The 26,313-nt window shown below is 58.3% G+C and carries 25 protein-coding genes; 17 read left to right on the forward strand and 8 right to left on the reverse strand.

Annotated features, from left to right (window positions below):
- Nucleotides 1–7: 7 nt before the first annotated feature.
- Nucleotides 8–733, reverse strand: coding sequence for a Crp/Fnr family transcriptional regulator (locus J5286_RS25530; RefSeq protein WP_209192767.1), 726 nt, complete (start codon nt 731–733; stop codon nt 8–10).
- Between the two features lie 233 nt (nt 734–966).
- On the opposite strand from J5286_RS25530, the gene ccoN reads away from it, so the two are divergent.
- Genes ccoN through ccoP form a run of 4 tightly spaced genes read left to right on the forward strand, consistent with a single transcriptional unit; the run spans nt 967 to nt 4,359 of the window.
- Nucleotides 967–2,589 (forward strand): cytochrome-c oxidase, cbb3-type subunit I, encoded by a 1,623-nt coding sequence (ccoN, locus tag J5286_RS25535; protein ID WP_209192768.1) that lies wholly within the window; start codon nt 967–969, stop codon nt 2,587–2,589.
- Nucleotides 2,590–2,597: 8 nt separating this feature from the next.
- Nucleotides 2,598–3,332 (forward strand): cytochrome-c oxidase, cbb3-type subunit II, encoded by a 735-nt coding sequence (ccoO, locus tag J5286_RS25540; RefSeq protein ID WP_209192770.1) that lies wholly within the window; start codon nt 2,598–2,600, stop codon nt 3,330–3,332.
- A 9-nt stretch (nt 3,333–3,341) separates the two neighbouring features.
- Nucleotides 3,342–3,494, forward strand: coding sequence for a cbb3-type cytochrome c oxidase subunit 3 (locus J5286_RS25545; RefSeq protein WP_153272745.1), 153 nt, complete (start codon nt 3,342–3,344; stop codon nt 3,492–3,494).
- A gap of 1 nt (nt 3,495) precedes the next feature.
- Entirely contained in the window at nt 3,496–4,359 is an 864-nt protein-coding gene (gene ccoP / locus J5286_RS25550) for a cytochrome-c oxidase, cbb3-type subunit III (RefSeq protein ID WP_209192772.1), read from the forward strand.
- Between the two features lie 249 nt (nt 4,360–4,608).
- On the opposite strand, the gene J5286_RS25555 is transcribed toward ccoP, so the two are convergent.
- Complete coding sequence (locus J5286_RS25555; protein ID WP_209192774.1) at nt 4,609–4,764, reverse strand: hypothetical protein; 156 nt, start codon at nt 4,762–4,764, stop codon at nt 4,609–4,611.
- Between the two features lie 53 nt (nt 4,765–4,817).
- Between J5286_RS25555 and ccoG the strand changes: the two genes are divergently transcribed.
- From ccoG to J5286_RS25615, 12 genes are all read left to right on the forward strand, one after another.
- Entirely contained in the window at nt 4,818–6,386 is a 1,569-nt protein-coding gene (ccoG, locus tag J5286_RS25560; protein WP_209192776.1) for a cytochrome c oxidase accessory protein CcoG, read from the forward strand.
- Entirely contained in the window at nt 6,383–6,868 is a 486-nt protein-coding gene (locus J5286_RS25565; RefSeq protein ID WP_209192778.1) for a FixH family protein, read from the forward strand. The genes ccoG and J5286_RS25565 overlap by 4 nt, the downstream gene beginning before the upstream one ends.
- Complete coding sequence (locus J5286_RS25570) at nt 6,865–9,138, forward strand: cation-translocating P-type ATPase (protein WP_209192780.1); 2,274 nt, start codon at nt 6,865–6,867, stop codon at nt 9,136–9,138. Before J5286_RS25565 ends, J5286_RS25570 begins: the two co-directional genes overlap by 4 nt.
- The gene (ccoS, locus tag J5286_RS25575) at nt 9,135–9,293 is read left to right on the forward strand and encodes a cbb3-type cytochrome oxidase assembly protein CcoS (protein ID WP_153272750.1); all 159 of its coding nucleotides are present in this window, start codon (nt 9,135–9,137) and stop codon (nt 9,291–9,293) included. Before J5286_RS25570 ends, ccoS begins: the two co-directional genes overlap by 4 nt.
- Before the next feature lie 19 nt (nt 9,294–9,312).
- Complete coding sequence (locus J5286_RS25580) at nt 9,313–9,981, forward strand: Crp/Fnr family transcriptional regulator (protein WP_209192782.1); 669 nt, start codon at nt 9,313–9,315, stop codon at nt 9,979–9,981.
- Between the two features lie 185 nt (nt 9,982–10,166).
- Entirely contained in the window at nt 10,167–12,080 is a 1,914-nt protein-coding gene (locus J5286_RS25585; RefSeq protein ID WP_209192784.1) for a methyl-accepting chemotaxis protein, read from the forward strand.
- Between the two features lie 135 nt (nt 12,081–12,215).
- The gene (locus tag J5286_RS25590; RefSeq protein WP_209192786.1) at nt 12,216–12,935 is read left to right on the forward strand and encodes a response regulator; all 720 of its coding nucleotides are present in this window, start codon (nt 12,216–12,218) and stop codon (nt 12,933–12,935) included.
- Nucleotides 12,936–13,013: 78 nt separating this feature from the next.
- On the forward strand, nt 13,014–14,138 hold the full coding sequence (gene ccmI / locus J5286_RS25595) for a c-type cytochrome biogenesis protein CcmI (protein WP_209192983.1): 1,125 nt from the start codon (nt 13,014–13,016) through the stop codon (nt 14,136–14,138).
- Entirely contained in the window at nt 14,135–14,587 is a 453-nt protein-coding gene (gene ccmE, locus J5286_RS25600) for a cytochrome c maturation protein CcmE (RefSeq protein ID WP_209192788.1), read from the forward strand. The genes ccmI and ccmE overlap by 4 nt, the downstream gene beginning before the upstream one ends.
- Complete coding sequence (locus J5286_RS25605) at nt 14,584–16,569, forward strand: heme lyase CcmF/NrfE family subunit (protein ID WP_209192790.1); 1,986 nt, start codon at nt 14,584–14,586, stop codon at nt 16,567–16,569. Before ccmE ends, J5286_RS25605 begins: the two co-directional genes overlap by 4 nt.
- Nucleotides 16,566–17,075, forward strand: coding sequence for a cytochrome c-type biogenesis protein (locus J5286_RS25610; protein ID WP_449090029.1), 510 nt, complete (start codon nt 16,566–16,568; stop codon nt 17,073–17,075). The genes J5286_RS25605 and J5286_RS25610 overlap by 4 nt, the downstream gene beginning before the upstream one ends.
- 74 nt (nt 17,076–17,149) lie before the next feature.
- Nucleotides 17,150–17,827 carry a CBS domain-containing protein gene (locus J5286_RS25615; protein WP_209192792.1) on the forward strand — a complete coding sequence of 226 codons (678 nt, stop codon included), beginning with the start codon at nt 17,150–17,152 and terminating at the stop codon, nt 17,825–17,827.
- Nucleotides 17,828–18,583: 756 nt separating this feature from the next.
- On the opposite strand, the gene J5286_RS25620 is transcribed toward J5286_RS25615, so the two are convergent.
- From J5286_RS25620 to J5286_RS25635, 4 genes are all read right to left on the reverse strand, one after another.
- Entirely contained in the window at nt 18,584–20,221 is a 1,638-nt protein-coding gene (locus tag J5286_RS25620; RefSeq protein WP_209192794.1) for a zinc ribbon domain-containing protein, read from the reverse strand.
- A gap of 52 nt (nt 20,222–20,273) precedes the next feature.
- Complete coding sequence (locus J5286_RS25625) at nt 20,274–20,543, reverse strand: hypothetical protein (RefSeq protein WP_209192795.1); 270 nt, start codon at nt 20,541–20,543, stop codon at nt 20,274–20,276.
- 528 nt (nt 20,544–21,071) lie between these two features.
- Complete coding sequence (gene ccmD / locus J5286_RS25630) at nt 21,072–21,227, reverse strand: heme exporter protein CcmD (protein WP_209192797.1); 156 nt, start codon at nt 21,225–21,227, stop codon at nt 21,072–21,074.
- A gap of 2 nt (nt 21,228–21,229) precedes the next feature.
- A complete protein-coding gene (locus J5286_RS25635) occupies nt 21,230–21,988 on the reverse strand; it encodes a heme ABC transporter permease (RefSeq protein WP_209192798.1) in 759 nt (252 codons plus the stop codon).
- A 476-nt stretch (nt 21,989–22,464) separates the two neighbouring features.
- Between J5286_RS25635 and hemA the strand changes: the two genes are divergently transcribed.
- Nucleotides 22,465–23,679 carry a 5-aminolevulinate synthase gene (gene hemA, locus J5286_RS25640; RefSeq protein ID WP_209192799.1) on the forward strand — a complete coding sequence of 405 codons (1,215 nt, stop codon included), beginning with the start codon at nt 22,465–22,467 and terminating at the stop codon, nt 23,677–23,679.
- Nucleotides 23,680–23,713: 34 nt separating this feature from the next.
- Here hemA and J5286_RS25645 read toward each other — a convergent pair whose 3' ends face one another.
- Entirely contained in the window at nt 23,714–25,456 is a 1,743-nt protein-coding gene (locus J5286_RS25645) for a putative bifunctional diguanylate cyclase/phosphodiesterase (RefSeq protein WP_209192801.1), read from the reverse strand.
- A gap of 341 nt (nt 25,457–25,797) precedes the next feature.
- Nucleotides 25,798–26,232: a pseudoazurin gene (locus tag J5286_RS25650; protein WP_209192802.1), complete on the reverse strand. Its 435-nt coding sequence runs from the start codon at nt 26,230–26,232 to the stop codon at nt 25,798–25,800.
- Between the last annotated feature and the right edge of the window lie 81 nt (nt 26,233–26,313).

Raw genomic sequence — 26,313 nt, forward strand, 5'->3', positions numbered from 1 at the left:
CCTTAGCTCAGTGTAAACTGACCCTATGGCAGGTTTTATCAGAAAAATCATCAGCTCCGCCGGAAAGTCGGACGAGCTTGTCCATGCTGATAATCTTTAGATCATGCCGGCCTTCAGCGACAACGACGTCGCGTGCCGCAAGCTTGGTAATCGTCCGAGACACGGTCTCGATGGTCAGGCCTAGATAGTCCGCGATATCCTGGCGGTTCATTGGCACGCGGAGAACGTTCTGGCGTCGCGTTCCGGGGCGCGAGGCCAGATTGACGATGAAACTGCAGAGGCGTTCCTCGGCGTTCTTTTTGGAAAGGAGCACCATCTGGTCGTTTACCGCTGCGTTCTCGCGGCAAAGAAGATCGATAAAAGCCGGACGAATATTTTCGCACCGCGCGACATCATGATGGAAGCTGCGGCGCGAGACGCGGCGAATTTTGCACTCGTTGACTGCTTCAGCCGTGAACGAGAAGGTCTCCAGGAGGGAAGCGCCGATCACGTCACCGGCAAAGTGAAAGGCGGTGATCACCCGTCGACCTTCGCCTATGATGCGATGAAGCCGGACAACGCCCTCGACCACCTGGAAAAGATGCGTGGCATCATCCCCTTCCCAGCAGATGGCTTCGCCAGCGGCGATCGTTTCCAGCGGGCTGGCATGAAAGACCGAAGACAGTGTCGGGGTAGCAACCGCATGGCTAGTCGGTTGAGCATTCGTGAAAGCGTTCTTGCCCTGCATCAGCATCGTGGTGTCCCCTGGTTGAGTGAACCCAGTAGAACTTGTCCGAGTCACATCACGATGAGAGCAGCGTGCGAGTTGGTGTTTGTTCGTAACAGTTTGTGACAGCGTCGGGGCTGCGCGTCTTTATGCGGGTTCGTTGATATAGATCAAGGAGCCCGCGTCACCCTCATGACAGTCCTTCCTCAAACTACGAGCTGGACGGTCGTTCCCGTTCGTGTGCGCATGGGGACTACGTCATGAATTACACAATTGAAACAATAGTGGTCGCGGTGGCCGCATTTCTGGCCTTGGTCGCGGCAGGCCTTGCTCACGACCACCTCTTTGCGATCCATATGGGCATCCTGTGTTTCTGCCTTTTCGCGGGCACGGTACTGCTAGTGCGTCGGATAGATTTCTCTGCAGCCGGGAAGGTGCCCAAGGTCGAGGCTTCCGGCTATTTCGACGAGGTCATCCGCTACGGGCTGATCGCCACAGTAGGATGGGGCGTGGTTGGCTTCCTCGTCGGAGTGATCATCGCCGCTCAGCTCGCGTTCCCTGACCTGGATCTAGCGCCCTACCTAAATTTCGGGCGGCTGCGTCCCGTCCACACCTCGGCTGTCATTTTCGCCTTCGGCGGCAACGCGCTGATCATGACATCCTTCTATGTCGTCCAACGCACCTGTCATGCTCGGCTGTTCGGTGGTAGCCTCGCATGGTTCGTCTTCTGGGGCTACCAGCTCTTCATCGTCATGGCGGCCACCGGCTATGTGCTTGGCATCACTCAGGCACGCGAATATGCCGAGCCCGAATGGTATGTCGATATCTGGCTAACCGTCGTGTGGGTTGCCTATCTCGTCGTCTATCTCGGCACGATCCTGAGGCGTAAGGAGCCGCATATCTATGTGGCGAACTGGTTTTATCTCGGCTTCATCGTCACCATCGCAATGCTCCATGTGGTGAACAACCTCGCCGTCCCGGTCTCTTTCCTGGGCTCGAAGAGCTATTCGGTCTTCTCGGGCGTCCAGGATGCGCTGACACAGTGGTGGTACGGCCATAACGCCGTCGGCTTCTTCCTGACCGCCGGGTTCCTAGGGATGATGTATTACTTCGTGCCGAAGCAGGCCAACCGCCCGGTCTACTCGTACCGCCTGTCGATCATCCACTTCTGGGCACTGATCTTCATGTACATCTGGGCGGGGCCCCATCACCTGCACTACACCGCCCTTCCGGATTGGGCACAGACGCTGGGGATGGTTTTCTCGATTATGCTGTGGATGCCGTCCTGGGGCGGGATGATCAACGGCCTGATGACGCTGTCGGGGGCCTGGGACAAGATCCGCACCGATCCGATCATCCGCATGATGATCGTTGCCATCGCGTTCTACGGGATGTCGACCTTCGAAGGCCCGATGATGTCGGTGAAAACAGTCAATTCTTTGAGCCACTACACAGAATGGACCATCGGTCACGTTCATTCCGGCGCGCTCGGATGGGTCGGAATGATTACTTTCGGGGCGATCTATTATCTGACGCCTAAGCTCTGGGGCCGCGAGCGGCTCTACAGCCTCCGCATGGTCAACTGGCACTTCTGGCTCGCCACCCTGGGCATCGTCGTCTACGCCGCCGTTCTCTGGGTTGCCGGCATCCAACAGGGTCTGATGTGGCGCGAATACAATTCGCAGGGCTTCCTCGTCTATTCCTTCGCAGAGACCGTCGCCGCCATGTTCCCCTACTACGTGCTGCGCACGGTGGGTGGAGCGCTCTACCTGGCGGGCGGGCTCGTGATGGCCTGGAACGTCTTCATGACGATCCGCGGACGCCTGCGCGACGAAGTCGCTATCCCCACCGCTTATGTGCCTCAGGCACAGCCTGCCGAATGAGGTGAACCATGGCATCGATACTGGACAAACATAAGATCCTCGAAAAGAATGCGACACTACTTCTCGTCGGCTCACTACTGGTCGTCTCGATCGGCGGCATCGTCGAGATTGCTCCGCTGTTCTATCTCCAGAACACCATCGAGAAGGTCGAAGGCATGCGTCCTTACACCCCTCTCGAACTGGCGGGACGCAACATCTACATTCGCGAGGGTTGCTATCTCTGCCACAGCCAGATGATCCGGCCGTTCCGGGACGAGGTGGAGCGCTACGGCCACTACTCGCTCGCCGCAGAATCCATGTACGACCATCCGTTTCAGTGGGGGTCCAAGCGAACCGGTCCTGACCTTGCTCGCGTTGGCGGCCGCTATTCGAACGAGTGGCATGTCCAGCATCTGTCGGATCCGAGAGCGGTCGTGCCTGAATCGATCATGCCCAAATATGCCTTCCTCAAGGAACAGGAAGTCACGGTCAAAGACGTCGGCATGGACCTCAAGGCAAACGAGGATGTTGGCGTTCCCTATAGCAATGACATGATCGCCAATGCCGAGGCGGATATGAAGGCGCAGGCAGACCCGAATGCTGATACGACAGCTCTGCTCGCTCGATACCCCAAGGCCAAGATTGGCGATTTCGACGGCGATCCGCAGAAGCTCTCGGAAATGGATGCTCTCGTCGCCTATCTGCAGATGCTCGGCACGCTGGTCGATTTCTCGACCTACGACGATGCGACCGGCTACCGATGAGGTGATCTGATGGAAACATACACGGCAATGCGGCACTTCGCCGACAGTTGGGGGCTTCTGGCGATGGCGGCGTTCTTCGTCTGCGCCGTCGCCTTCACACTCCGCCCCGGCGGCAAGCAGACGGCCAAGGAGGCCGCTGCGATTCCCTTGAAGGACGATTGAGATGGCCGAGAAGCACATTGACGACGTTAGCGGCGTCGAAACCACGGGACACGAGTGGGACGGCATCCGAGAACTGAACAACCCAATGCCTCGTTGGTGGGTCTGGACCTTTTATGTCACCATCCTTTGGGCCGTAGGGTATGCCATCGCCTATCCGGCCATTCCAATGCTAACTTCTGCCACCAAAGGTTACCTGGGGTATTCGACGCGAGCTGAACTTCAGCAGGATCTCGATCAGGCAAAGGCAGGTCAGGCAAAGTTCCACGAGATGATCGCCACTAAGACTGTCGAGGAAATCGATGCCGATGCTACGCTTCGGGAATTCGCGATCGCGGGCGGCGCATCGGCCTTCAAGAACAATTGTGCTCCCTGCCACGGATCGGGCGCCAGTGGTGGGCCCGGCTTTCCGAATCTGAACGACGACGACTGGCTCTGGGGCGGCGACCTGCAGTCGATCCAGACAACGATCGCTCACGGTATCCGTTTCGATGCCGACACCGATACCCATGTATCTGAAATGCCTGCCTTCGGCGAAACGCTTGATGCAACCCAGACCAACCAGGTTGCAGCCTATGTCTGGGGCCTGACCAACACGCCCTCCGATCCTGCTTTGGCCGAGGCCGGCAAACAGATCTTCCTTGACAACTGCGCCGCATGCCATGGCGAGGACGCGAAGGGTAAGGTCGAGATGGGGGCTCCGAACCTGGCGGACGCGATCTGGCTCAAGGCGAAGGGGGAAGAAGCGATCGCAAGACAGGTGGCCTCGCCAAAGCACGGCGTCATGCCCGCTTGGGCTGGACGCCTGGGCGACACGACGGTCAAGGAACTGACCGTCTTCGTCCATTCGCTTGGAGGTGGGAAATGAGAAGCCGCCATATGACAACTCACGATCATGATCCTCTCTTGGCCCTGTACGGCACGCCGCGTTCCGTCATCCATTCGCGAGTTTCGGTCAGGGCTAAGGCGGTCACTACAGAACGAGAGAGCGAAGACCCCGAAAAGATGGGTAGTTCGATGATATCTTTGACTTCGCTCAAAGACCACTCGACGACAAGCCGATAACCACGGTCTGCGAGGACGTCTTAGCGGAAAGTCTCCCCCGCAGTCCTCACGGCTACGCATCATACTCTCCTTCGGCGTAGTCGAGATAGCTTCGCGCAGCGGCATCGCGCCCGCTGCGCGAAGGCCATGATTTCCAGTCCTTTGGGTCGTGCTTCCTGTCCAGAGCGCGGCCCTTTTTTTTGAAGTCTTTTTCCTTGATCTGAATCAAGGATCGAAGCGCCCAAACGTAGCAAAAGTGCATCCGAACCTTGGGATTTGCACATGAACTTATATACAGCTCCTGATCCGAAGAACGTCCGACGAGTAGACGGCAGGGCGGTGGAAACCCGCAGGGACGGCCAGCCGTTGTACGCGGCTAGGAAAAAGATTTTTCCTAAGCGAGCGGAGGGCCGGTTTCGGCGCTTGAAGTGGATCGTGATGCTAGTCACGCTCGGCATCTACTATCTCGCACCTTGGATTCGTTGGGATCGCGGTCCATATGCCCCTGATCAGGCGATTCTCGTGGACCTCGCCTCCCGCCGTTTCTACTTCTTCTTCATCGAGATCTGGCCGCAGGAATTCTATTACGTCGCTGGGCTTCTCGTCATGGCAGGATTCGGGCTGTTTCTCGTGACTTCTGCGGTCGGCCGAGCATGGTGTGGCTATGCCTGTCCACAGACGGTCTGGGTGGACCTCTTTCTGGCGGTAGAGCGCGCCATCGATGGCGATCGAAACGCGCAGATAAAGCTCGACGCCGCATCTTGGAGCTTCGACAAGATCCGCAAGCGCGTCCTTAAACATGCGGTATGGCTGGCGATCGGGGTGGCAACTGGCGGCGCTTGGATCTTCTATTTCGCCGATGCGCCAACCCTTCTTACGTCTCTGGTCCAAGGGCACGCTGCCGGCGTGGCTTATGCCACCGTGGCGACGCTGACCGCGACGACCTACATACTCGGCGGGTTTATGCGCGAGCAGGTGTGCACGTACATGTGCCCTTGGCCCCGTATTCAGGGAGCGATGCTGGACGAAAACTCGCTGGTCGTGACCTATAACGACTGGCGTGGCGAACAGCGCTCCCGTCATAGCAAGAAGGCTCAAGCGACCGGTCAGCCCGTGGGGGATTGTGTCGACTGCAACGCCTGCGTGGCGGTCTGTCCAATGGGGATTGACATACGCGATGGCCAGCAGATGGAATGTATCACCTGCGCTCTCTGCATCGATGCTTGTGATGGCGTGATGGACAAGATCGGCAAGCCGCGCGGCCTTATCGCATACGCGACCTTGAGCGAGTACGCCAATAACATGAAGATCGCGACCGACAATGGTCGCCTGCCAGTGCAGCCTGTGCTGGTCCGCAAAGCGGACGGCACCTTTGTTGATCAGATCAGGCATTTCAACTGGCGGATCATCTTCCGTCCTCGCGTCGTCTTCTACGCCACGGTGTGGTGCATGATCGGCGTGGGAATGATCGTCCATCTGGCGATGCGCGAACGGCTGGAATTGAATGTCGTCCATGACCGAAACCCGCAATACGTGCTCGAAAGCGACGGGTCCATCCGCAACGGCTACACGATCCGCGTCCTCAACATGGTTCCCAGGCCGCGAAGGATCGAGTTAAGCATCTCCGGCTTGGACGGCGCGACGATGCGTATTCCCGAGCTAGGCAAGCAGGAAAGCCGAAGCTTCACGATCGACGCCGCGCCGGATGCCGCGACGACCCTCAAAGTCTTCGTGACGCGGCACATTGCGAGCGCCCCGGTTTCGGAGTTCCTGCTCTCAATCGAAGACAACGGCCACTCGGACCGCGCGACGTACCGCGCCGCATTCAACACCCCTGGAGCAGAACAATGACTTCGGTTTCGAAAGGATTCACTGGCAAGCACATGCTTTTGACGACTTGCGGATTCTTTGCGGTTGTCGTTTCGGTGAACGTGACGATGGCGTGGTTCGCGTCATCGAGCTGGAGCGGCCTGGTCGTCGAAAACACCTATGTCGCGAGCCAGCAGTTCAATCAAAAGGCTTCCGCGATAAAGGCGATGGTGGCAACGGGCGTTACGGGCGCGATCTCACTGCACGACAACATCTTCACTTACAAGCTCCACAATCGCGATGGCTCTCCAGCTCAAGCCGATGAAGTGGAGGCTCGCTTTCGGCGTCCTGTGGGCGACCATGAGGACTTCATCGAATCGCTAACTCTTGTCGAGAGGGGGCGATTCGAGGCAAACCGCCACGTCCCATCCGGCGACTGGATCGTCGAGCTGATTTCGAAGCGGGACGGCGTGGTTGTAATGCACGAAGCTCAGCGCTTCGACACGGCGGGGTTCGGCCAATGACCTGCTGCATGATCAACGCCGAGGCCGTGCTCGCGATGAAGCCAAGGGCTTTCAGCTCGGAAGAGATCGCCCTTGCGAGCCACCCGCTCGGGGAGGGACTGCGCCAGCTCGACCTGAGCGTTCCGGACGCCCACTGCGGTGGCTGCATCGGGACAATAGAGAAGGCTTTGTCCGCTTTGGCGTTTGTCAGCAAGGCAAGGGTCAATCTTACGTCCCGTCGCGTTATTTGCGTTTACCAAGAGACGTCTCACAGTGGTCCAACGGATCCGGCGCTCATCCTAGAGACTATCGAAAGGGCGGGTTATCGCGCTCATCTCTGCGCGCCAGTGGCCGAGAACGACAGGACGCGCAACCAGCTACTGCTGGCCGTTGGCGTCGCCGGTTTTGCCGCCGCCAACATAATGCTTCTCTCTGTTTCGGTCTGGTCCGGCGCGGACGCCGCGACACGGGACATGTTTCATTGGATTTCGGCGATGATAGCTGCGCCAGCGCTTGTCTATGCCGGAAGGTTCTTTTTTCGCTCGGCCTGGAACGCGCTGAAACATGGCCGTACCAACATGGACGTGCCGATATCATTGGCTGTGACGCTTTCATATGCGGTGTCGCTATGGGAAACTATGCACCACGGCGAACACGCGTGGTTCGACGCCACCGTCTCCCTGCTGTTCTTTCTCCTTATCGGTCGGACTCTCGACCACGTCATGCGGGAAAAGGCTCGGGCAGCCATTAATGGTCTCGCCCGCATAGCGCCTCGCGGCGCGCTGGTGTTACAGCCTGGCGGCTCGCGACGATACGTTGGGGTAGAGGATATCGTTGTCGACGACGAGATCGCAGTGGCGGCGGGCGAACGGATCCCGGTTGACGCCGTCGTTGTCAGCGGCGAGAGCGATCTCGATCTCTCGATCGTCACCGGCGAAAGCAGCCCGGTGGCGGCTCGCCAAGGGACATACGCAAGTTCCGGCGCCATGAATCTCACAGGTTCCCTCGTCGTGCGCGCGACCAAGATGGCAAAGGATTCCCTTCTCTCCGAAATCATCTCCCTGATGGAGGCTGCGGAGGGGGGAAGGGCTAGGTACAGGCGCATCGCAGATCGGGCCGCGTCCCTTTATTCACCTGTCGTGCATCTCCTTGCGTTGGCCTCCTTCCTAGGGTGGGGTTTCATCGGAGGCGATTGGAAACAGGCCATGCTCGTCGCAGTCGCTGTCCTCATCATAACATGTCCGTGTGCACTCGGACTGGCAGTTCCTGTGGTGCAGGTGGTGGCGGCCGGCGAACTCTTCCGGCGGGGTATCATGGTCAAGGACGGCTCTGCCCTGGAAAGGCTTGCGGAAGCCGACGCAGTGGCCTTCGATAAGACCGGCACGCTCACCATGGGAACTCCCCGGCTCGTTAGTCTGGACGCATCGAATGAAGCGGATATCGCGCTGGCTGCGGGTTTGGCCGCCCACTCGAGACATCCGCTTTCTCAGGCTCTCTTCCGTGGCGTCATCGCGTCGCCTGCTGCCTTCGATCACGTCATGGAGGTGCCGGGCGGCGGTCTGGAAGCGTCCGATGGCGCAACGTGCTATCGAATGGGTAGCTTTTCGTTCGCGTGCGGCGGTGCTCCTTCGCATGACCACAGAACTCTTTCCGAGGTCGTTCTGGCGAGGGATGGCCGTGCCGTCGCCCGCTTTTTCTTCGAAGACACTGTTAGACCGGGCGCGGCCGACTCGATCCTTCGACTTCACGATATGGGCCTCAAGACTTTGATGGTCTCGGGAGACCGCGAAGGCGTCGTGGCGGCCACGGCCGGCAGGCTAGGAATCGATGTGGCGTTGGCGGCGCTGACCCCTAAGCAGAAAGTTGATGCGTGCGAGAGGCTCCGCGATGAGGGCCGCAAGGTACTAATGGTAGGTGATGGCATCAACGACGCGCCGGCCCTCGCGTCCGCGCATGTTTCAATTGCTCCTGCCACGGCATCCGACATCGGCCGACAGGCCGCAGATCTCGTCTTCTTTAACGAACGACTGGATGCGGTCCCGCACGCCATTGAAGTGGCTCGGCGATCGGCTTCTCTCATCCGCCAGAACTTCGCTCTTGCGATAGGGTACAATCTCCTGGCCGTACCGATCGCCGTCGCCGGGTTCGCCACTCCGCTTATCGCTGCAGTCGCAATGTCGACGTCGTCCCTCATCGTCGTAAGCAACGCGTTGCGTCTCAACACTTTCGTCAAGCGGCACCCGGCAAAGGGCGAGGCCGACAGACTGATGCCGGAGGCAACTTCGGCATGAATATGCTGATTTATCTGATTCCGATCGCGCTCCTGATGGGCGGCATCGGCCTTGTAGCCTTTCTCTGGTCGCTCAAAAGCGGACAGTACGAGGATCTCGAAGGCGCGGCGTGGCGCGTTCTCGCTGACGACGAACAAGAGGAAACACGGCGCTAGAGGGGCCGGGGAGGAAACTATGCTTCAAAAGTTACGCAACGTAAGACAGTCAGAACTTTTTCGTGGCGTCTCAGCCGACGTGGCCGCTGAAATCGATGCGATTTGCCGCATCAAGACGTTCTCGAACAACGAAGTGATTCATCCCGAAGGCGAGCTGGCCGTCGCAATTTTCTACGTTATTAACGGCCTTGTCAGGCTCACGAAGACGGAGGCAGCATCGGGACGTGAGGCTGACGTCTCCATTTGCGAGCCGGGTGAGACCTTTGGGGAGTATCTGCTTACTGAGGGGGTAAACTATGTCACTGCCGCACGCGCGGCAGATGTCACGGATGTCGCCATCTTCGACCTGATGAAACTGCGGAAGCTCGCGGGTCGTCACCCAATCCTTCAGACCAATGCCGCGCGGATCATGTCGAGACATCTCAGCGAAGCATTTCGCTGTATATCGGCGGATCGGCTGCAAACTGCGCCGCAACGGGTGGCCAACTACTTTCTGGGGCGCTGCCCGGAGGGCGCCGCCCAGGCCAGCTTCCGCCTGCCGTTTCAAAAGCGAATCCTAGCAGGAAAGCTTGGTCTGGCACCCGAAGCTCTGTCCCGAGCGTTCGCAGCCCTTGCTGATGCCGGAGTAAACGTGCACGGCAGGACGGTAACTATCCTGAGCGTGGCAAGTCTTCGCGCCGCGTGCTAGGCGCCCCAGAAATGGGGGTGAATGATGAAGATCGCTTAAACGTACTTTAAGGTCTCGACCTTATTTTCGGGGTTGGCGCAGTGTTGCGGCCCTTTTTCACAGGCAGAACATGAGGGGATGCCATGAGGTATTCTGCGCGGAATGTCATCCGCTGACAGGATCAGCGAGCGTTTTGCGGAGTTCCGATGCGCCATCTGTCCATCACAATCAAATTTCTTACACTTCTCGGGTCGATGGGGCTCTTTGTCCTATGTGCGGTCGCCTACTCTAGTTTCCAAATGGTGTCGATCGACAAGCAGTATCAGGGCCTGTTACAGGGGGAGGAAACTGCAGTCATCAATCTCGCGCGCGCGAACCGCTCTCTCCAGACCGCACGGGCGGCGATTAGCGATATGCTTATGTCGCGGAGCGACGCCGCAAACCGGTCTGCTATGGCGGAACTAGACACCGCGCGGCAAAGCTTCGTTAAATTCATTGACACCGCAATCGCGGCCTTGCCGGGCAACGAGGAGCTACAACCCATCAAAATCAGGGGCCTGCGGATCATCGATGAAACGTGCAGGCTCTCGGTCCAAAAGGCACTCGTCGCGACGGCGTCCGAAGAAGTTTTGGCTTCACAGGCGGAATTCCTCACACAGTGCCAGCCTCAATTCCCGGAAGTTTCAAAAGCCTCGGTCGAAGTCGCGCAGAAGCTTATCGGCGACGTAGACGCGAAGGACGACGCCGCAGAGGCCGCCGCGGTAAGCGCTATCTGGTCGACTGTGGCTTCCATCCTCGCGGGTCTTTCCATATTCCTGCTTCTTGGCTTGGCAGGTGTGCGCAAATGGTTGGCCGCTCCGGTAAGGGATCTGTCCGAGGCTATGCGCCGCCTTGCCGATGCGGACTATTCGACCGAAGTTACTGAGCGCGACCGTCGCGATGAAATCGGCGCCATGGCTCGCGCTGTCCAAGTCTTCAAGGAAAACGGGCAGCGCGGCCTTGAACTGGAGCGCGAGGCCGACGAAACTCGCAGTCGGACCGAAGACGAGCGTCGGCGCAATGCCGAGACGGAGCGGCGGCGCGCTGAAGAGATGTCAACCGCTACGCAAAGCCTGGGATCGGGGCTTAAGCACCTTGCGGGAGGAGATCTCACCTTCACCCTTGATACGCCGTTTGCCTCCGATTTCGAGGGGCTGCGAACCGATTTCAACAGCGCTGTGTGCCAGCTCGCAGAGACGCTTTTTGCAGTCTCGCAGGCAACGGCAGCGATCGATGCAGGATCGCAGGAGGTCAGCCGAAGCGCAGACGACCTGTCGAAGCGGACCGAACAGCAGGCGGCGTCTCTCGAAGAGACCGCCGCTGCGCTCGACCAGATCACCGCCAACGTTTCGAACTCGTCCAGACGAGCTGATGAGGCCCGGTCCGTCGCCGCGGAAGCGGAGGGTAGCGCAGAGCATTCGGCTGAGGTTGTCGCGAAGGCGGTAGACGCGATCGAAAAGATCGAGGGATCTTCACGGCAAATATCCAGCATCATCGGCGTAATCGACGACATCGCGTTCCAGACCAATCTCCTGGCATTGAACGCAGGCGTCGAGGCGGCGCGGGCCGGAGAGGCGGGCAAAGGATTCGCTGTGGTCGCCCAGGAAGTCCGAGAACTTGCGCAACGCTCCGCAAACGCCGCGCGCGAGATCAAGGATCTCATCCGCACCTCCGAGACGGAAGTCGTGAACGGCGTCGCGCTGGTCCGCGAGACAGGGGGCGCGCTCGAAACCATCCAGAAACATGTTGCCAAAATCAACCAGCATATGGATTCGATCGCCATATCCGCCAAGGAGCAGTCGGTGGGCCTGACGCAGGTGAACACTGCCGTAAACGAGATGGACCAGGTGACACAGAAGAACGCTGCGATGGTGGAGGAGACAAATGCTGCGAGCGCCACTCTCGCCGGAGAAAGCGGAAAACTACGATCACTCATTTCCGCGTTCCAGCTTCCCCATGCCATTACCGGCCATCAGTCCGACCAGGCCTTCCGCTCGGTCGGGAATATAAGCATTCTCAGACCTTCTCCAGGACGCGCGGCTGCGGCTGCTCAGGCCTTGGCCGACTGGGAGGAATTCTGATCTGCTACGCTATCGCCCGCGTCTTGTTTTTCGTGGGCGAAAGCGGGTTAATCCAAACCTACCTGTCCGCCGGTGGTAGCGCGGCCTGCAATCCTGCGTTATGTGTGATGCCCACAGGCAGCAGGACGGAGGCATATGGAACCGGATCGTATTCTCGTCGTCGATGACGATGCCAGGATCAGGCAGATGCTCGTCCGATATTTTGATGACAACGGCTACCGTGTGACGGCGGTTTCAAATGGCGCGGGCATGCGCGCAGAACTTTCGAAGCACGAGTACGTCGCCATTTTTCTTGATCTCGTCCTTCCTGGCGGAGAGAACGGTTTTGACCTGCTCAAGGAGCTTCGCGGGAAATCCGACGTTCCCGTGCTGATGCTGACGGGGCAGGACGACGTCACCGATAAGGTCATCGGACTAGAGTTCGGCGCCGACGACTATGTCGCGAAGCCATTTCACCTTCGCGAACTTCTCGCCCGCCTGAGAACTGTCCTTCGGCGACGGGCCGCTGCAACTCTTCCCGGTGGGAAGTCCTCTCCAGCGGACGAAGCTTTCCGCTTCGAAGGCTACTGTCTTGACGTGCCTCGACGTAGATTGAGCTCTCCCGAAGGAGACGATGTTCCGCTTACAACCGGCGAGTTCGACATGCTTCTGGTTTTCGTTCGGAATTCCGGGAGGGTATTGTCTAGGGATACTCTAATGGAGCTCACCCGGAACAGAAATCTTGAGGCTTTCGATCGCGTAATCGACGCCCAAATTGTGAGGCTCCGCAAGAAGATTGAACCGGATCCGAAGGCGCCCGCTTTGATCCAGTCAGTCCGCGGTGTCGGCTACGTCTTTACCGGACGTGTGCTTTAACAGCGCGATAATTGATCCCCGTCAATGTCCGGGGCAGAAACGGCGATATTGTGCTCTCGCAACAGAGTACGTTTGAACATGATCATTTGGATAATCTTCGCGGCCATCACGGGCATCGTGACGGCCGTGTTACTGCATCCCCTGTCGACGCCCGGTCGTGCCGTCGCGCCGGAAAACGGTGCGGGGCAAATTTACCGCGATCAAATCGCGGAACTCCTCCGCGAACGCGCGGACGGCAGGATCAGCGTGGAGGAGTACGAGCTCGCACGGGCGGAGACCGCAAGGCGCTTGTTTCGGGAGTCCGATGCGGAAGATAGGAAGAGTCGTCCTTCGTCACGGGGAAAGGTGAAACTAGCGATAGCGGCCTTCTTGTCGCTTGCTAGCATCTCGCTTTACGTCGCGGTTGGCTCGCCGGACCTACCGTCGCTCCCACTGCAAGAGCGGCTCGCTCATCCGGGTCAAGATCTCGCTATCTTGATACGCAAAACGGAAGTTCATCTTGAGAAAGCGCCGGACGACGGGCGCGGGTGGGACGTGATCGCGCCGATCTACTTGAGAACGGATCGTGCCGCGGACGCTGCCCAGGCCTATGACAACGCTATCAGGCTGCAAGGCTCCAGTACCGACAGGCTAAATGGTTTGACCGAAGCGCTCCTGGCGACTTCAAATGGCACGGTCACGGATGCAGTCAAAAGCGTGTTGGAACGGGCCTTGGAGATCGATCCGCAAAATCCGCGAGCCAGATTCTACAGTGCTCTGGGCCTCGAACAGGCGGGAAGATCTGAAGATGCGCGAATGGCCTTCGAGGCGGTCGCCAAGGATTCGCCTGCAGGCGCGCCATGGCTTCCGCTCGTTAACGACCATGTCGTTAAAAACGGTGGGAAGTCCGTGACCCCAACCGCCGGCATCCCTCTTGGGCCGACCGAGGCGCAAGCCGTAGCCGCAAGCGCACTGGGCGCTGATGATCAGTCGAAGATGGTCCGCGGCATGCTGACGGGCCTTGAGGAAAAGCTAGCCAGAAATCCGGTCAACTTTCAAGGCTGGCTGCAGCTTATCACTTCATATGGGGTCATTCGTGACAAGTCTCGCGCGGAAGATGCGCTCGAGCGCGCGCTGGGGATCTTTCCGGCTGACAGTGACGAAGGTTCAAAGCTGATCGCGGCCGCGCGGCGATTTGATGTCGAAAGGAAAACGGGTCAATGACGCGAAAGCAGAAACGGCTCGCAGTCATAGCCGGTGGCATGAGTTTTATTATGGCTGCCGTCTTTCTAGTTATGTTTGCCTTCAGCCAGTCCGTTGCCTACTTCTACATGCCGTCGGATCTCGCGGCGGAAGGCGTTCACCCCGGAACTAGAATTCGTCTGGGTGGTCTCGTCGGAAAAGGCAGCATAAAGCGAGGCACCGGAACCGACGTTGATTTTACCGTGACCGATCTCGGTGGGGCGGTCGTGCATGTTCGATACACTGGAATCCTACCAGACCTTTTCCGCGAGGGACAAGGCGTAGTCACCGAAGGGGAGTTCGGAGCCGATGGCCAGCTTTTTTCGGCGGACACCGTACTTGCCAAGCATGACGAACGGTACGTCCCCAAGGACGTCGCTGAAAAGCTGAAAGAACAAGGGCTCTGGCAACACGCGGAGGCGAAACAATGATCATCGAGATCGGACACTACGCACTCGTTCTCGCGCTCGCAACGGCGATCATCCTTTCGGTAGTTCCGCTCATCGGCGCGCGCCGCCGCGATCAGGCGATGATGGAAGTCGCGTCGCTCGGTTCGATCGTTCTCTTCGGCCTCGTTGCCTTCTCCTTCGGTGCGCTCACCTACGCGCATGTCGTGTCAGACTTCTCGGTCGAGAATGTCTGGCAGAACTCGCATTCGCTGGTGCCGCTGATCTACAAATATTCCGGCGTCTGGGGCAATCACGAGGGATCGATGATGCTCTGGCTGCTTATTCTTGCGCTGTTCAGTGCAATGGTGGCGCTCTTCGGGCGCAATCTGCCGAACACGCTACGAGCCAATGTATTGGCGGTTCAGGCCTGGGTCTCTGTCGCGTTTATCCTCTTCATCCTGCTGACCTCCAACCCTTTCGTTCGTCTCGATCCGGCGCCGGCCGAGGGTCGTGACCTGAACCCGGTGCTGCAGGATATCGGCCTCGCGATCCATCCGCCGCTTCTCTATCTCGGCTATGTTGGCTTCTCCGTCTGTTTTTCCTTTGCCGTTGCGGCTCTCCTTGAAGGACGCATTGATGCGGCCTGGGCGCGCTGGGTACGCCCTTGGACGCTGGCCGCCTGGACCTTTCTTACGCTCGGTATCGCGATGGGATCCTATTGGGCGTATTACGAGCTCGGCTGGGGTGGCTGGTGGTTCTGGGATCCGGTAGAGAATGCCTCCTTCATGCCCTGGCTGGCGGGCACCGCACTGCTGCACTCTGCGCTCGTCATGGAAAAGCGCGAGGCGCTGAAGATCTGGACGGTCCTGCTGGCCATCCTCACATTCTCGCTGTCGCTGATGGGGACGTTCCTCGTGCGCTCCGGCGTGCTTACCTCGGTCCATGCCTTTGCGAGCGACCCGAGTCGAGGCGTCTTCATTCTCTGTATTCTGTTGATGTTCATCGGCGGGGCGTTGTCGCTCTTTGCCTTCCGTGCGCCGTTGCTTTCGGCAGGCGGGCTGTTTGCGCCGATCTCACGCGAGGGCGCGCTGGTTCTGAACAACCTAATACTTACCGTAGCCTGCGGGACGGTGCTGACGGGTACGCTTTATCCGCTGCTGCTGGAAACGCTTACTAGCGACAAGATCTCGGTCGGTCCGCCCTTCTTCAACATGACCTTTGGCCTCCTGATGATCCCACTGCTACTTGTAGTGCCCTTCGGGCCACTGCTCGCCTGGAAGCGCGGCGATCTTCTGGGCGCCCTCCAGCGGCTTTATGTGGTCGCGGGCCTCGCTTTCGCTGCCGCACTTGTCTTGTTCTATATCGAGCATGGCGGCCCAATCTTTTCCGTTCTCGGCCTTGCTGCCGGATTGTTCCTCGTGTTCGGCGCTGCTGCCGATCTCTGGTACCGCGCCGGTATTGGCAAGGTGGCGGCGAACGTCGCCTGGCGCAGGCTGACCGGCCTGCCGAGGTCGGCCTTTGGTACGGCGCTTGCGCATGCCGGTCTCGGCATCACCGTTCTCGGCATCGTCGCGGTCTCGACCTTTGCGACTGAACATGTCCTGCATATGAAGCCTGGCGAGACCACCGAAGCGGGCGGCTACTCGCTACAGTTCGACGGCATGCAGCCGTCGACCGGACCGAACTATAGGGAAGATCGTGGTCATTTCAGCATCCGCCGAGGTGGCGTCGATGTAGCCGACGTTTGGTCTGCGAAGCGTGTCTACAGTGCGCGCCAAATGCCGACGACGGAGGCGGGGATCCTGACCTTTGGCTTGAGCCAGCTTTATGTCTCCCTGGGCGACCCGACCAATGACGGTGGCATCGTCGTGCGCGTGTGGTGGAAGCCGTTCATTCTCTGTATCTGGGGTGGTGCTTTGGTTATGGCTTCGGGGGGATTCGTTTCGCTCAGCGACCGGCGCCTACGAGTCGGTGTGCCCCGGCGCAAGGTCAAGGCTTCTGCAGCGATGGGGCCCGCGGAATGAAGGTGATGAGATGCTCCCGCCTGTTTCGGTTGTCGGGGGGCCGTATCGTGCAAGTGCTGGCGGTGCTCTTGGCAACGATGTTGCCAATCTCGGCTCTCGCTGTGAACCCGGATGAAATGCTGCCAGATCCTGCGAAGGAGAGCCGAGCGCGGACGCTGTCGGCGGAACTGCGTTGCATGGTCTGCCAGAACCAGTCGATCGACGATTCCAACGCTGAACTTGCACGGGATCTCAGGCTGTTGGTGCGTGACCGCATAAAGCATGGCGAAAGCGACGAGCAGGTTCTGAACTACATTGTGTCGCGGTACGGCGAATTCGTGCTTTTGAGGCCGCGCTTCAGTGTCCGCACTATGGCGCTCTGGGGATCGCCCCTGGTTCTTATTCTCGCCGGCGGCCTCTCACTGCTGGTCTTCTCGCGACGAAGTGCCCGCAGGCCGACTGGGACTTGTTTGAATTCTGAAGAGGAAACAAGACTCCAGAAGCTACTGAACTCGCCGCATCTTTGATCAAGGTCAAAGCGGTGTTCATTTCAGCCAATTACTGTCTCACCACACAATACTTCCAAATATGAGGCAGACAGATGCAGGCAAAGGACGTCATGACTAGGGACGTAGTCCACATCAGCCCGGCGACCGGCGTTCGACATGCCGTAGCCGTCATGCTTCAAAATAATGTCAGCGGTCTCCCCGTGGTAGACGATCAGGGACGCGTCTGCGGAATGCTGACTGAGGGCGATCTTCTGCTTCGGAGGGAAATAAGGCTTTCTCCGCGACCGGCGCGATCACCGGAAATCATTTCGGAGCTTGATCTCGAACGGTATATCAACAGCAACGGGTGGTCAGTCGCCGACGTCATGTCCCAGGACGTGATCGTCGCCGGTCCTTACAGCGAGATTTCCGACATCGCCCAAAGCCTGCAGACTCATCGGATCAAGCGTTTGCCGATCGTTGAGGACGGAAAGCTGATCGGTATCGTCAGCAGGCGGGATATCTTACCACTCATCATCGATGCGCCGGTGACAATCCTGCCGCGGGGAGACGCTTCGATAAGACTTGCATTGCGTACCCGCCTTAGATCCGATCTCGGGCTGACTCCCCAAAAGGTGCAGGTCACTGTCAAGGAGGGACACGTCACACTTGAGGGGCAGGTCGAGTCCGAGCTAAAGCGCAAGGCAGTTCGAAGCCTCGTCGAAGGACTTGGCGTAGGCGCAATCCGCGACCGGATCGAGATCGCCGCGGAGAAGACCCGAACCAGCTAGCATCGGACTGGCTGCGACGCATCTGTGGAAAACGCTAGTTCTCTGTTCGTCGTTGCCACGATGTTCCGCGGTATTTTGCCGTGAAGGCAGTGGCGGGAGATCGATGGATTGCTCACAACTCTCTACTTTCACTGCATAATCCGAATTGCAATTATGGATTTTCTGGTCTTGCGAACAAGCCGTGAAACGAAGTGGGAACGACTGCCGAAAGCTATGGGCGGCTGTGCGAAACCGTCGGTCGGGATGAAAAGCGAGGAGACCTGTCGGGCTTGCGCTCCCACAAGACCAGGCCTCTGCCAAGGTTTCCCCCACTTGACACGGAAGTGTTCTCCCGACCCGCGCACCGACTATCGTATCTTACGAGCTATTTGTCTTTGAGCGGGCTCAAAGAACTCGGAAGGGTATCGATCTCTCCACCTCTGGCGACCACGCAGGTCCCCTGCAAGGAGGCAAGGGCGCTCCGAAGCCACCTACTGGTTCAGCCCGCTTGAGCCGGGTAGCGGCACGAATGCTTAAGGCATGCCGCGCCGTCTGGGCGCTGAATCAAGGTTTAGCCGTCGCCGACAACTGTGCGATAAGAGGCTGAAGTTCGTTCGCGATCACTTTCTGGTCGAGGGGGCCCACATGTTTAAAAAAGATGCGTCCGGCCTTGTCGAGCACGAACGTCTCTGGAACTCCGTAAACACCCCACTCGATCGACTGACGTCCTGATCGGTCCGTTCCGACTGTTGCGTAGGGATTACCTTCGCTTTGTGGCTATGCCGCAAATAAGGTTGAAGACAGCTCTTCGTTCTCATTTGCAACTTCGCGTCGTGGAGGTTGGCAAACCTCTTGAAGCGATAACCTCGCCGTGATTGTCTGCCCCGCAAAATACGAGTTGGACTTTCTTGGGTCGGACGGGGCGCCACGCTCCCGTGAATATCGCTCGACATGCTGGCTCACCAGCATGTCGAGGATCCGTTGGCGAAAGCCAGGCGTCGGAGAACCAAAGAACCGGAAACGTTCCGATCCGACATTCCTCGAAGCATTGACGTCCGCGTGCATTCTGTTGCCGCAGAAGCGGCATTGGAATTTCTGGGCCGACCTGTTGCGCTTGTCGGTGTAACCGCAGCACGAACAGGCCTGACTGGTGTAGGCAGAAGCGACTTCGGTCGCCTCGATGCCGAATTCTTGGCTGATGGCCGCGAGCTTCGTCCTCAGGACGGAGCGGCCGCAATTCTGGATTAGTCGGTTCATCCGCGCCGACATGCCGGGTGACTGGAAGTTCAGCGTCTCCAGATAGAGCTTCGAAGGGCGGTGGACCTCGATGAGCCGGTTGATGACGCGGTTGACCTCAGTGGTGATAAATCCACGCACCTTCGCGACCCACGCGCAGTAGCGCTTCGACGAGCGTGGCTTCTGGCCCGACCGCTGCACGTGTCTGGCGATTGCCGTCAACGTTCGGTCCATCGCCTGGAGCTTGGCCTTAAATCCTCTGCCCAGCAGGTCGCCCTGGTCGGTCGCAAACATCGTGGTGAGACCGAAGTCCAGCGCGATGGCCTCGGTCCTCACGCTTGCTGCGTAGGATTCGCGCGATGCCTCGAAGGATTCGGCGACGTCGGTCAGCACGCCCACATAGATCCGCCCGTCGTTCCGATCTTTGATGATCTGGAAGGACTTGGCACGGATCCCGCGGCGCTGATCGAAGTACTCGAATCCTTTGAGAGGGATGTCGATCTTCATACCTTTGGAGACCGTCATTCGCAGCCACATGTCGTGACCGGTGGCCGCCGCCGCTTCCGACAGCTTTGCGATCCGCTGGTCGACAAGCATGTTGATGTGGTTCATACGCGGGAAACGATGTCGGCTCATGACATGCGACATAATCTTGCGGGCGAGGCGCCGCGTGGATGCAGGTATCTCTACACTGTTAACGACGAGCGTCCGCGACAGGTCGAACCACGCGCGCGCTTTGTTGATCACAAACAGCATGTGTTGGGTGACGTCGTCGACCTTAGATGCGAAGACGATCCGCTTGAAGTCGTTGCCGCATTTCGAAACATAGCTGTTCAAGGACCCGAGAACCTGGGAGCATACCATCTGCACCTGTGCGGCGCCCAGCTCAGCTTTCATCTTCGCTAAAGGATCGACGAGACCAGGCACCATTTCCGGATACCGCCGTGTCGCGCCTGGCTTTCCCTCGCCGATGTCCAGCCCGAAATAAGCTCCAATCTGCACAAGGAGCCCGGTTCGAACGGCGACGCCCGCCTTTCGGTACGTAGTGGCGGGATCGAAGAACGGGTCAAAGCCTCCCTGCTCGAAGAAGCAACGCCATTGAATGGTCGCGGTCCGCACCGCGGCTCTACGCCAACGATGGAGCATCGCCAGAACAAGTTTTTCCTTACCGGCGTTCATGAACGTTGGAAGCTTGTCACAACGGTAGACTGGAGGGCGCTCGCGCTTCGGCTTAGGCAAGATGCGCGTCTTCCACCAGGCCCGAGCACGCTGAGGCGGACATCATCTTGCGCGAGACCCAGTCGGGCGTCAGGAGAGCGAGAATGTCTTCCGCAGCAGCACGGTAGCAGTCGCGGTCACGGCCTTCCATGGTCGTGCCAACGACCGCCGCTTCGAGCATCGACTGGAATGCCGAAACTCGCGACGCATGTTCGTCACAACGCTCCATACCATCTGTTTCGATGCCGCGACTGTCGATTACGCCGTGACTGAGATCCGCCAAAAGTCCGCCCCATTTCTCTTCCCATGGAGAAATGGTCAGGCGAAAAACGAACGGCCACAATAGCGTTTGACGTTGAACCGACCGATTCGCGTATCGGCATCAACCTAATATGCAGTAGCGGGGAACGCGATCGCCTGAGTGGCTTCAACCTCGTATGCGGGAATGCCCGCTTTGTAGGAACCCGGTCGCGTCTTTTGGGTCGTCCTTGTAATTTATGCCCACCACCTTCACCCTAGGGTCCGAAGAAAGCGCATGAGGAAAGGGTGTTCCTGACGCCATGGTACACACCATGATGCGAATACGTTCACAACCGTCACGCTGTCCTTGATGACGTCTTCGTTCATGGGGGACAGACCTTGCTCCAGCCCTGGTAGCGCCAATGGAGGATGGATCTCACCGATAAGCGCGGATGGCAGGGCCGATGGTGAATATCTATTCTCTGCCTCGCGGTAGAGACTGTTTCCAAAAGCGGCCGCGAAACCGAGAAACACGACGAGCGGTACCGCAGCAACCAGGCGGCGCCCGCGATCAACTCTCTCTCCCGATTGACTTTGCGCGCAGCGGAGCCAACGCCGACACCTGACGTCGGAAAGACCTGCCTTCGACCCAAACCTTCGCCGAGGTAGCCAGAACGACGACGGCAGTAACTGCATACGCGGCCAGAACATAGGCTTCGTGATTCATTTTTATTCTTCCTTATGCGTGGCCATGCGTGCAGCAAGCCGGTAGTGCGAAATTAGCTTGCGGCGCCATATCTCGTTACGGATCGAGGCGAGGTGGAGCGTCGCAAAAAGACACGCGAACGCGAAACCCATCGTCAACAGGGGCCGAAGGAACTCCATATCGAGTGCCGACCCATCAAGCCGTAGTACGCTGGCGGGCTGATGAAGAGTGTTCCACCAGTCGACCGAAAACTTGATGATGGGTATGTTCACGAAGCCGACCACGATTAATACGGCTGTCACCCTGCCAGCGCGATTAGGCTCATCTATCGCCCGATTGATGGCGAGGATCCCGAGATACATGATGAAGAGTATGAACATCGATGTCAGGCGAGCGTCCCATACCCACCACGTCCCCCACATCGGCTTACCCCATATAGCTCCCGTCAGTAGCGAGACAAAGGTAAAGGCTGCTCCAAGCGGGGCGGCGACGCGCGCAGCGACGTCCGCAAGGGGATGCTTCCAGACAAGCGAGCCAATGGCGTTCATCGTCATGACGCTATAACAGAGCATAGCAATCCAGGCCGCCGGAACGTGGACGTACATGATCCTTACGGTTTCGCCTTGCTGATAGTCCACGTCGGTAGTGAAACTCAACCATAGCCCGAACGTGAAGGCAGCCAAAGTCGTCCCCGCCAACGCGGGGACAACACTGTCGGCAAGCGCGACGAAGCGAGAAGGCTGCGCAAGAGCGCTAAGAGATTTGGAGAACTGGAACTTCATGCAGAGACAACTAGCGTGCCTCGTCTCCGAGATAATTGACCCTGATCAAAGAAGACTGCGAAGCGCCAGTGGCCCGGAGGTTTGGACCTGCGGAAGACGGGAACGCCGCCTCCCGCTACTCATATCAGGCGGCCCGCGCCGCAGATGCAGTCATGCCTGGCCGGCGGTGCAAAGTTGAGGAATGCCGACATTAGGAGCTCAAGCCTGCTTGCCTCTTGCGAAAGAGATGCGGTCGCGCCAGTGGACTCTGCAACCATGACTGCGTTGTGCTGCGTATTGTGATCGAGCTCTGAGATCGGTTGATTCCACCGATGTTGATCCCCTTATTTAGGGTTCGGCTCCTAATTCTTCCTGGCGAGCTTTGGTGCCGCTAACGTCTTTGCGGAAGAGGAATGTTTTTTGTCTGACCTTGACGCAGATCAAATAAGATCGACGTTCAGGAGGATACTGCTGCATTAATAGCAAGGAGCACATGCATGGATTTCGAAGCGTTTTGCAAAAGCGAGCTGGATGGTCTTCACGCGGAAGGCCGCTATCGCGTTTTTGCCGATCTTGAGCGTCACCGCGGCGGTTTCCCTCGTGCGACGCGCCACACGGAAGACGGTCCGAAAGACGTGACAGTTTGGTGCTCCAACGACTATCTCGGCATGGGCCAGAACCCCAAGGTCATCGAGGCGATGAAGAACGCCATCGATCACTGTGGCGCGGGTGCGGGAGGCACCCGGAATATCTCTGGCACCAACCACTCACACGTTCTTCTCGAGCGTGAGCTTGCCGATTTGCACGGCAAGGAATCTGCGCTGATCTTCACCTCGGGCTACATTTCCAACTGGGCGGCCCTCGGCACGCTCGGCGCCAAGATCCGGGGCCTGATCATTTTCTCAGACGCGCTCAACCACGCCTCGATGATCGAAGGCATTCGCTATGCCAAGTGCGAGAAGGTGATCTGGAAGCACAACGACGTGCAAGATCTCGAAGCAAAGCTCGCGGCCGCCGATCCGAAGGCGCCGAAGCTGATCGCGTTCGAGTCCGTCTACTCAATGGATGGCGACATCGCTCCGATCAAGGAAATCTGCGACATCGCCGACAAGTATGGCGCGATGACCTATCTCGATGAAGTACATGCCGTCGGCATGTACGGCCCGCGCGGCGGCGGCATTGCCGAGCGCGAAGGCCTGATGGATCGACTGACTGTTATCGAAGGCACGCTCGGCAAGGCTTTCGGCGTCATGGGCGGCTATATAGCAGCGTCGACGGCGCTCTGCGACTTCATCCGTTCGTTTGCATCCGGCTTCATATTCACGACCGCACTGCCGCCGGCTCTTGCCGCAGGCGCGGTTGCTTCGATCCAGCACCTGAAGGTAAGCCCCTTCGAGCGTGCGCGGCATCAGGATCGCGTCCGCACGCTGCGGAACCTTCTCGACAAGCGCGGCATCCCGCATATGCCGAACCCCAGCCACATCGTGCCGGTCATGGTGGGCGATGCTGCAAAGTGCAAGTGGATCTCCGACCTGCTGCTCGACAACTGTGGTGTTTACGTGCAGCCGATCAATTATCCGACGGTTCCGAAGAAGACCGAGCGTCTGCGCATCACGCCGACGCCGCTGCATAGCGATGCCGATATCGAGCATCTGGTCGAGGCATTGCATTCGCTGTGGTCGCGCTGCGCACTCGCAAGGCAAGTAGCGTAAGCTCTCAGAAATCCGCAGCAGCGCTGCGGACTCTTCACGGTTTCGAGAGAATGTTGGCAAGGGCCTCGAAAGGCATCGGTCGCCCATACTTGTAGCCCTGCGCCGCGGAGCAGCCGAGCGATAGCAGGAACGCTTCTTGTTCAGAATTCTCGATACCTTCGGCTATCGTCTCGATCCCCATTTCGAGGCTCATCCTAATCATGGCTCGCGTGATGGCGGCGTCACGAGGCTTCGTCGATAGCTCGGAGACAAATCCACGGTCAATCTTCAAGGTTGTAAGCGGGTATCTTTGGAGCGAGCTGAGAGATGCGTAACCGGTGCCGAAGTCGTCAAAAGCGATGCCAACGCCGATGTCACGTAGCGTGTTCATCGCCTCAAGAGACCGGTCGTCGTCGGTGAGAGCGATCGTTTCCGTGACCTCTATCTCGAGCAGGTTAGCCTCGAGCCGATATTTTTCAAGAGCCTCAGAGACCTTGCGGCCAAGATATGGGGCGCGAAGCTGAGCAGGAAAGAGGTTGACGCCCATCTTGATCTGCTGCGGACTCAGGGCGTTCATCAGCGCTGCTGTTCTGCAAGCCTCATCAAGAGTCCACCATCCAATTTCAAGTGCGAGCGCGCTTTGCTCCAGCGCGGGAAGAAATGCACCAGGAAGGAGCAATCCTTTTTCAGGGTGCTGCCAACGGATCAGCGCCTCTACCCCGAAGATGGTCCCAGTTTCGATATTCACCTGCGGTTGGTAGTGAAGCGCGAGTTGGCCAGCGCGGAGGGCCAGACGGAGTTCATCTCTCATTGCGCGTCGAGCCCCAGCCTCGCTCCGCATGGCTGGTTCGTAAACCTGGAACGATCTGCCACCCATGCTTTTCGCCTTGGTAAGAGCTAGATCGGCGTTCGCGAGAAGCTCGTCTGCATCATCGCCGTCACGGGGGTATATGGCGCCTCCCACGCTTACGCTGACGTCCAACAGTTGTTCATTCACTTCGAAGGGCATTGAGAATGCCGTCATCACAATCCCGGCTAGTGACTCGACGGCCTTTTGTTCGCAGGTATTCTGCACAAAGACGGCGAACTCATCATTACCAAATCGGGCGACCTGGGCAGCGGGAGGCAGCCGATGACGGAGTCGGACTGCGATTGATTGCAGCAATGAATCTCCTGTCGTGTGGCCGTGGGTATCATTGACATCCTGAAACCCATCTATGTCGATCATCAGCACCATTGCCGATCGATGCGGAACGGTCTCTTTCAGGAATTCGACGAACCGACCCCTGTTATGCAAACCCGTAAGGGTATCCTGGCTGGCTAGTCTCAACAGCCGGCTCTCACGCTCGCGACGTTCAGAAATATCTTCTATGACGGCGCCGGCTCCCATTTCGACCCCATCGTGCCAGGCGCATAGTGTGAGCTCTATCGGGAACTCGCTTCCATCTTTGCGGATTGCGTAGACCTCTACAGCCTTTCCCCCCAGATTCAACTCGGCTCCTGCCATAGCGCGGGCGAACCCTCGCGCGTGGGCGCTACGAAGACGCTCGGGAATGATTATTTCAACCGGGCGGCCGATCATCGCCTCTCGTTCGTAGCCGAACAGATTCGCCGCAGCGCGATTGACAAACCTGATGTTGCCACGCGAGTCCACAGAGATGATAGTAAGTGTCGTGGCGTCGGCGAAGTTAGCTGCGGCGGTTGCGTCAAATCCGACGGTTCGCTTCGGTCGTGGAGGGGCCAGCGGTTCTGCGGCCGCCATTGCGTTATTGCCCAATTCCAAATCAACTAACGTCATCGTGCACCAATGCTAACTTCCGAAAATGATAGCGTGAAAGGATTAGCAAACCTTGAAATGCGGCTGCAAAAAAAGACATTGCGACAGGTGGCTACGCCCTGTTCGAAGTTCGGCCGGAAACGACTGTCACCAATCTGCAGGCATAGACACAGTGGTTTAATGGTCAGCCGACCCTGACGCCTACGACCAGCGGATGCCAAGAGTAGGCGGTGCTTCACCATAACTCACGTTTTCGCATCATCCAGTATGGACATGCGAAACCACGACAGGTCGAAATGTGAGCCGCCCAACACTGAAAAAGAACCGAGGATCCTGGGTCAGCTTGATCAAGGTGGGGAAAATCAAAGCTGCGACAGCGCCTTATCCACGCGCTCTCGAGCCTTATTGGGCAGCTTCCCCGTCTTTACGGCATCAAGATTTGTTGGGGCGTCGCCTACCGCGACCACTGCGACCATCCCCATCGGAAAGTGCGGCATGCATTTGATGACATAGACGCCCGGCGTCGAGAATGTCTCTTTGACGGTCTCGTTGGTCTTTCCCTTGAAGGCTTCAGCGCCATCTGGGATCATGCCCTTGACAGTTTCTGCATTATGACTCTTGTCGGTGGGAACAAACGTAACGGTGTCGCCAGGCTGGATTTTCGTCAGAAGTGGTTCGAACACCATGACGCCGTCGGCGCCTTTGTTTAGCATATGCACCTCGAAATCGGCAGCAGCAACCGAACCGGCAATCACTGCGATGGGCGCAGCTAAAATTACAGTTTTCAAAAAATTCATTTAGTTTTCCTCCGTGGCTTTCCTCTGCATCACCGACCGATGACTGGTTTCTTTGTGGCCACCGATCGAAACTTGGTACCC

Source organism: Rhizobium sp. 16-488-2b, assembly GCF_017741815.1.
Lineage (GTDB): Bacteria > Pseudomonadota > Alphaproteobacteria > Rhizobiales > Rhizobiaceae > Rhizobium.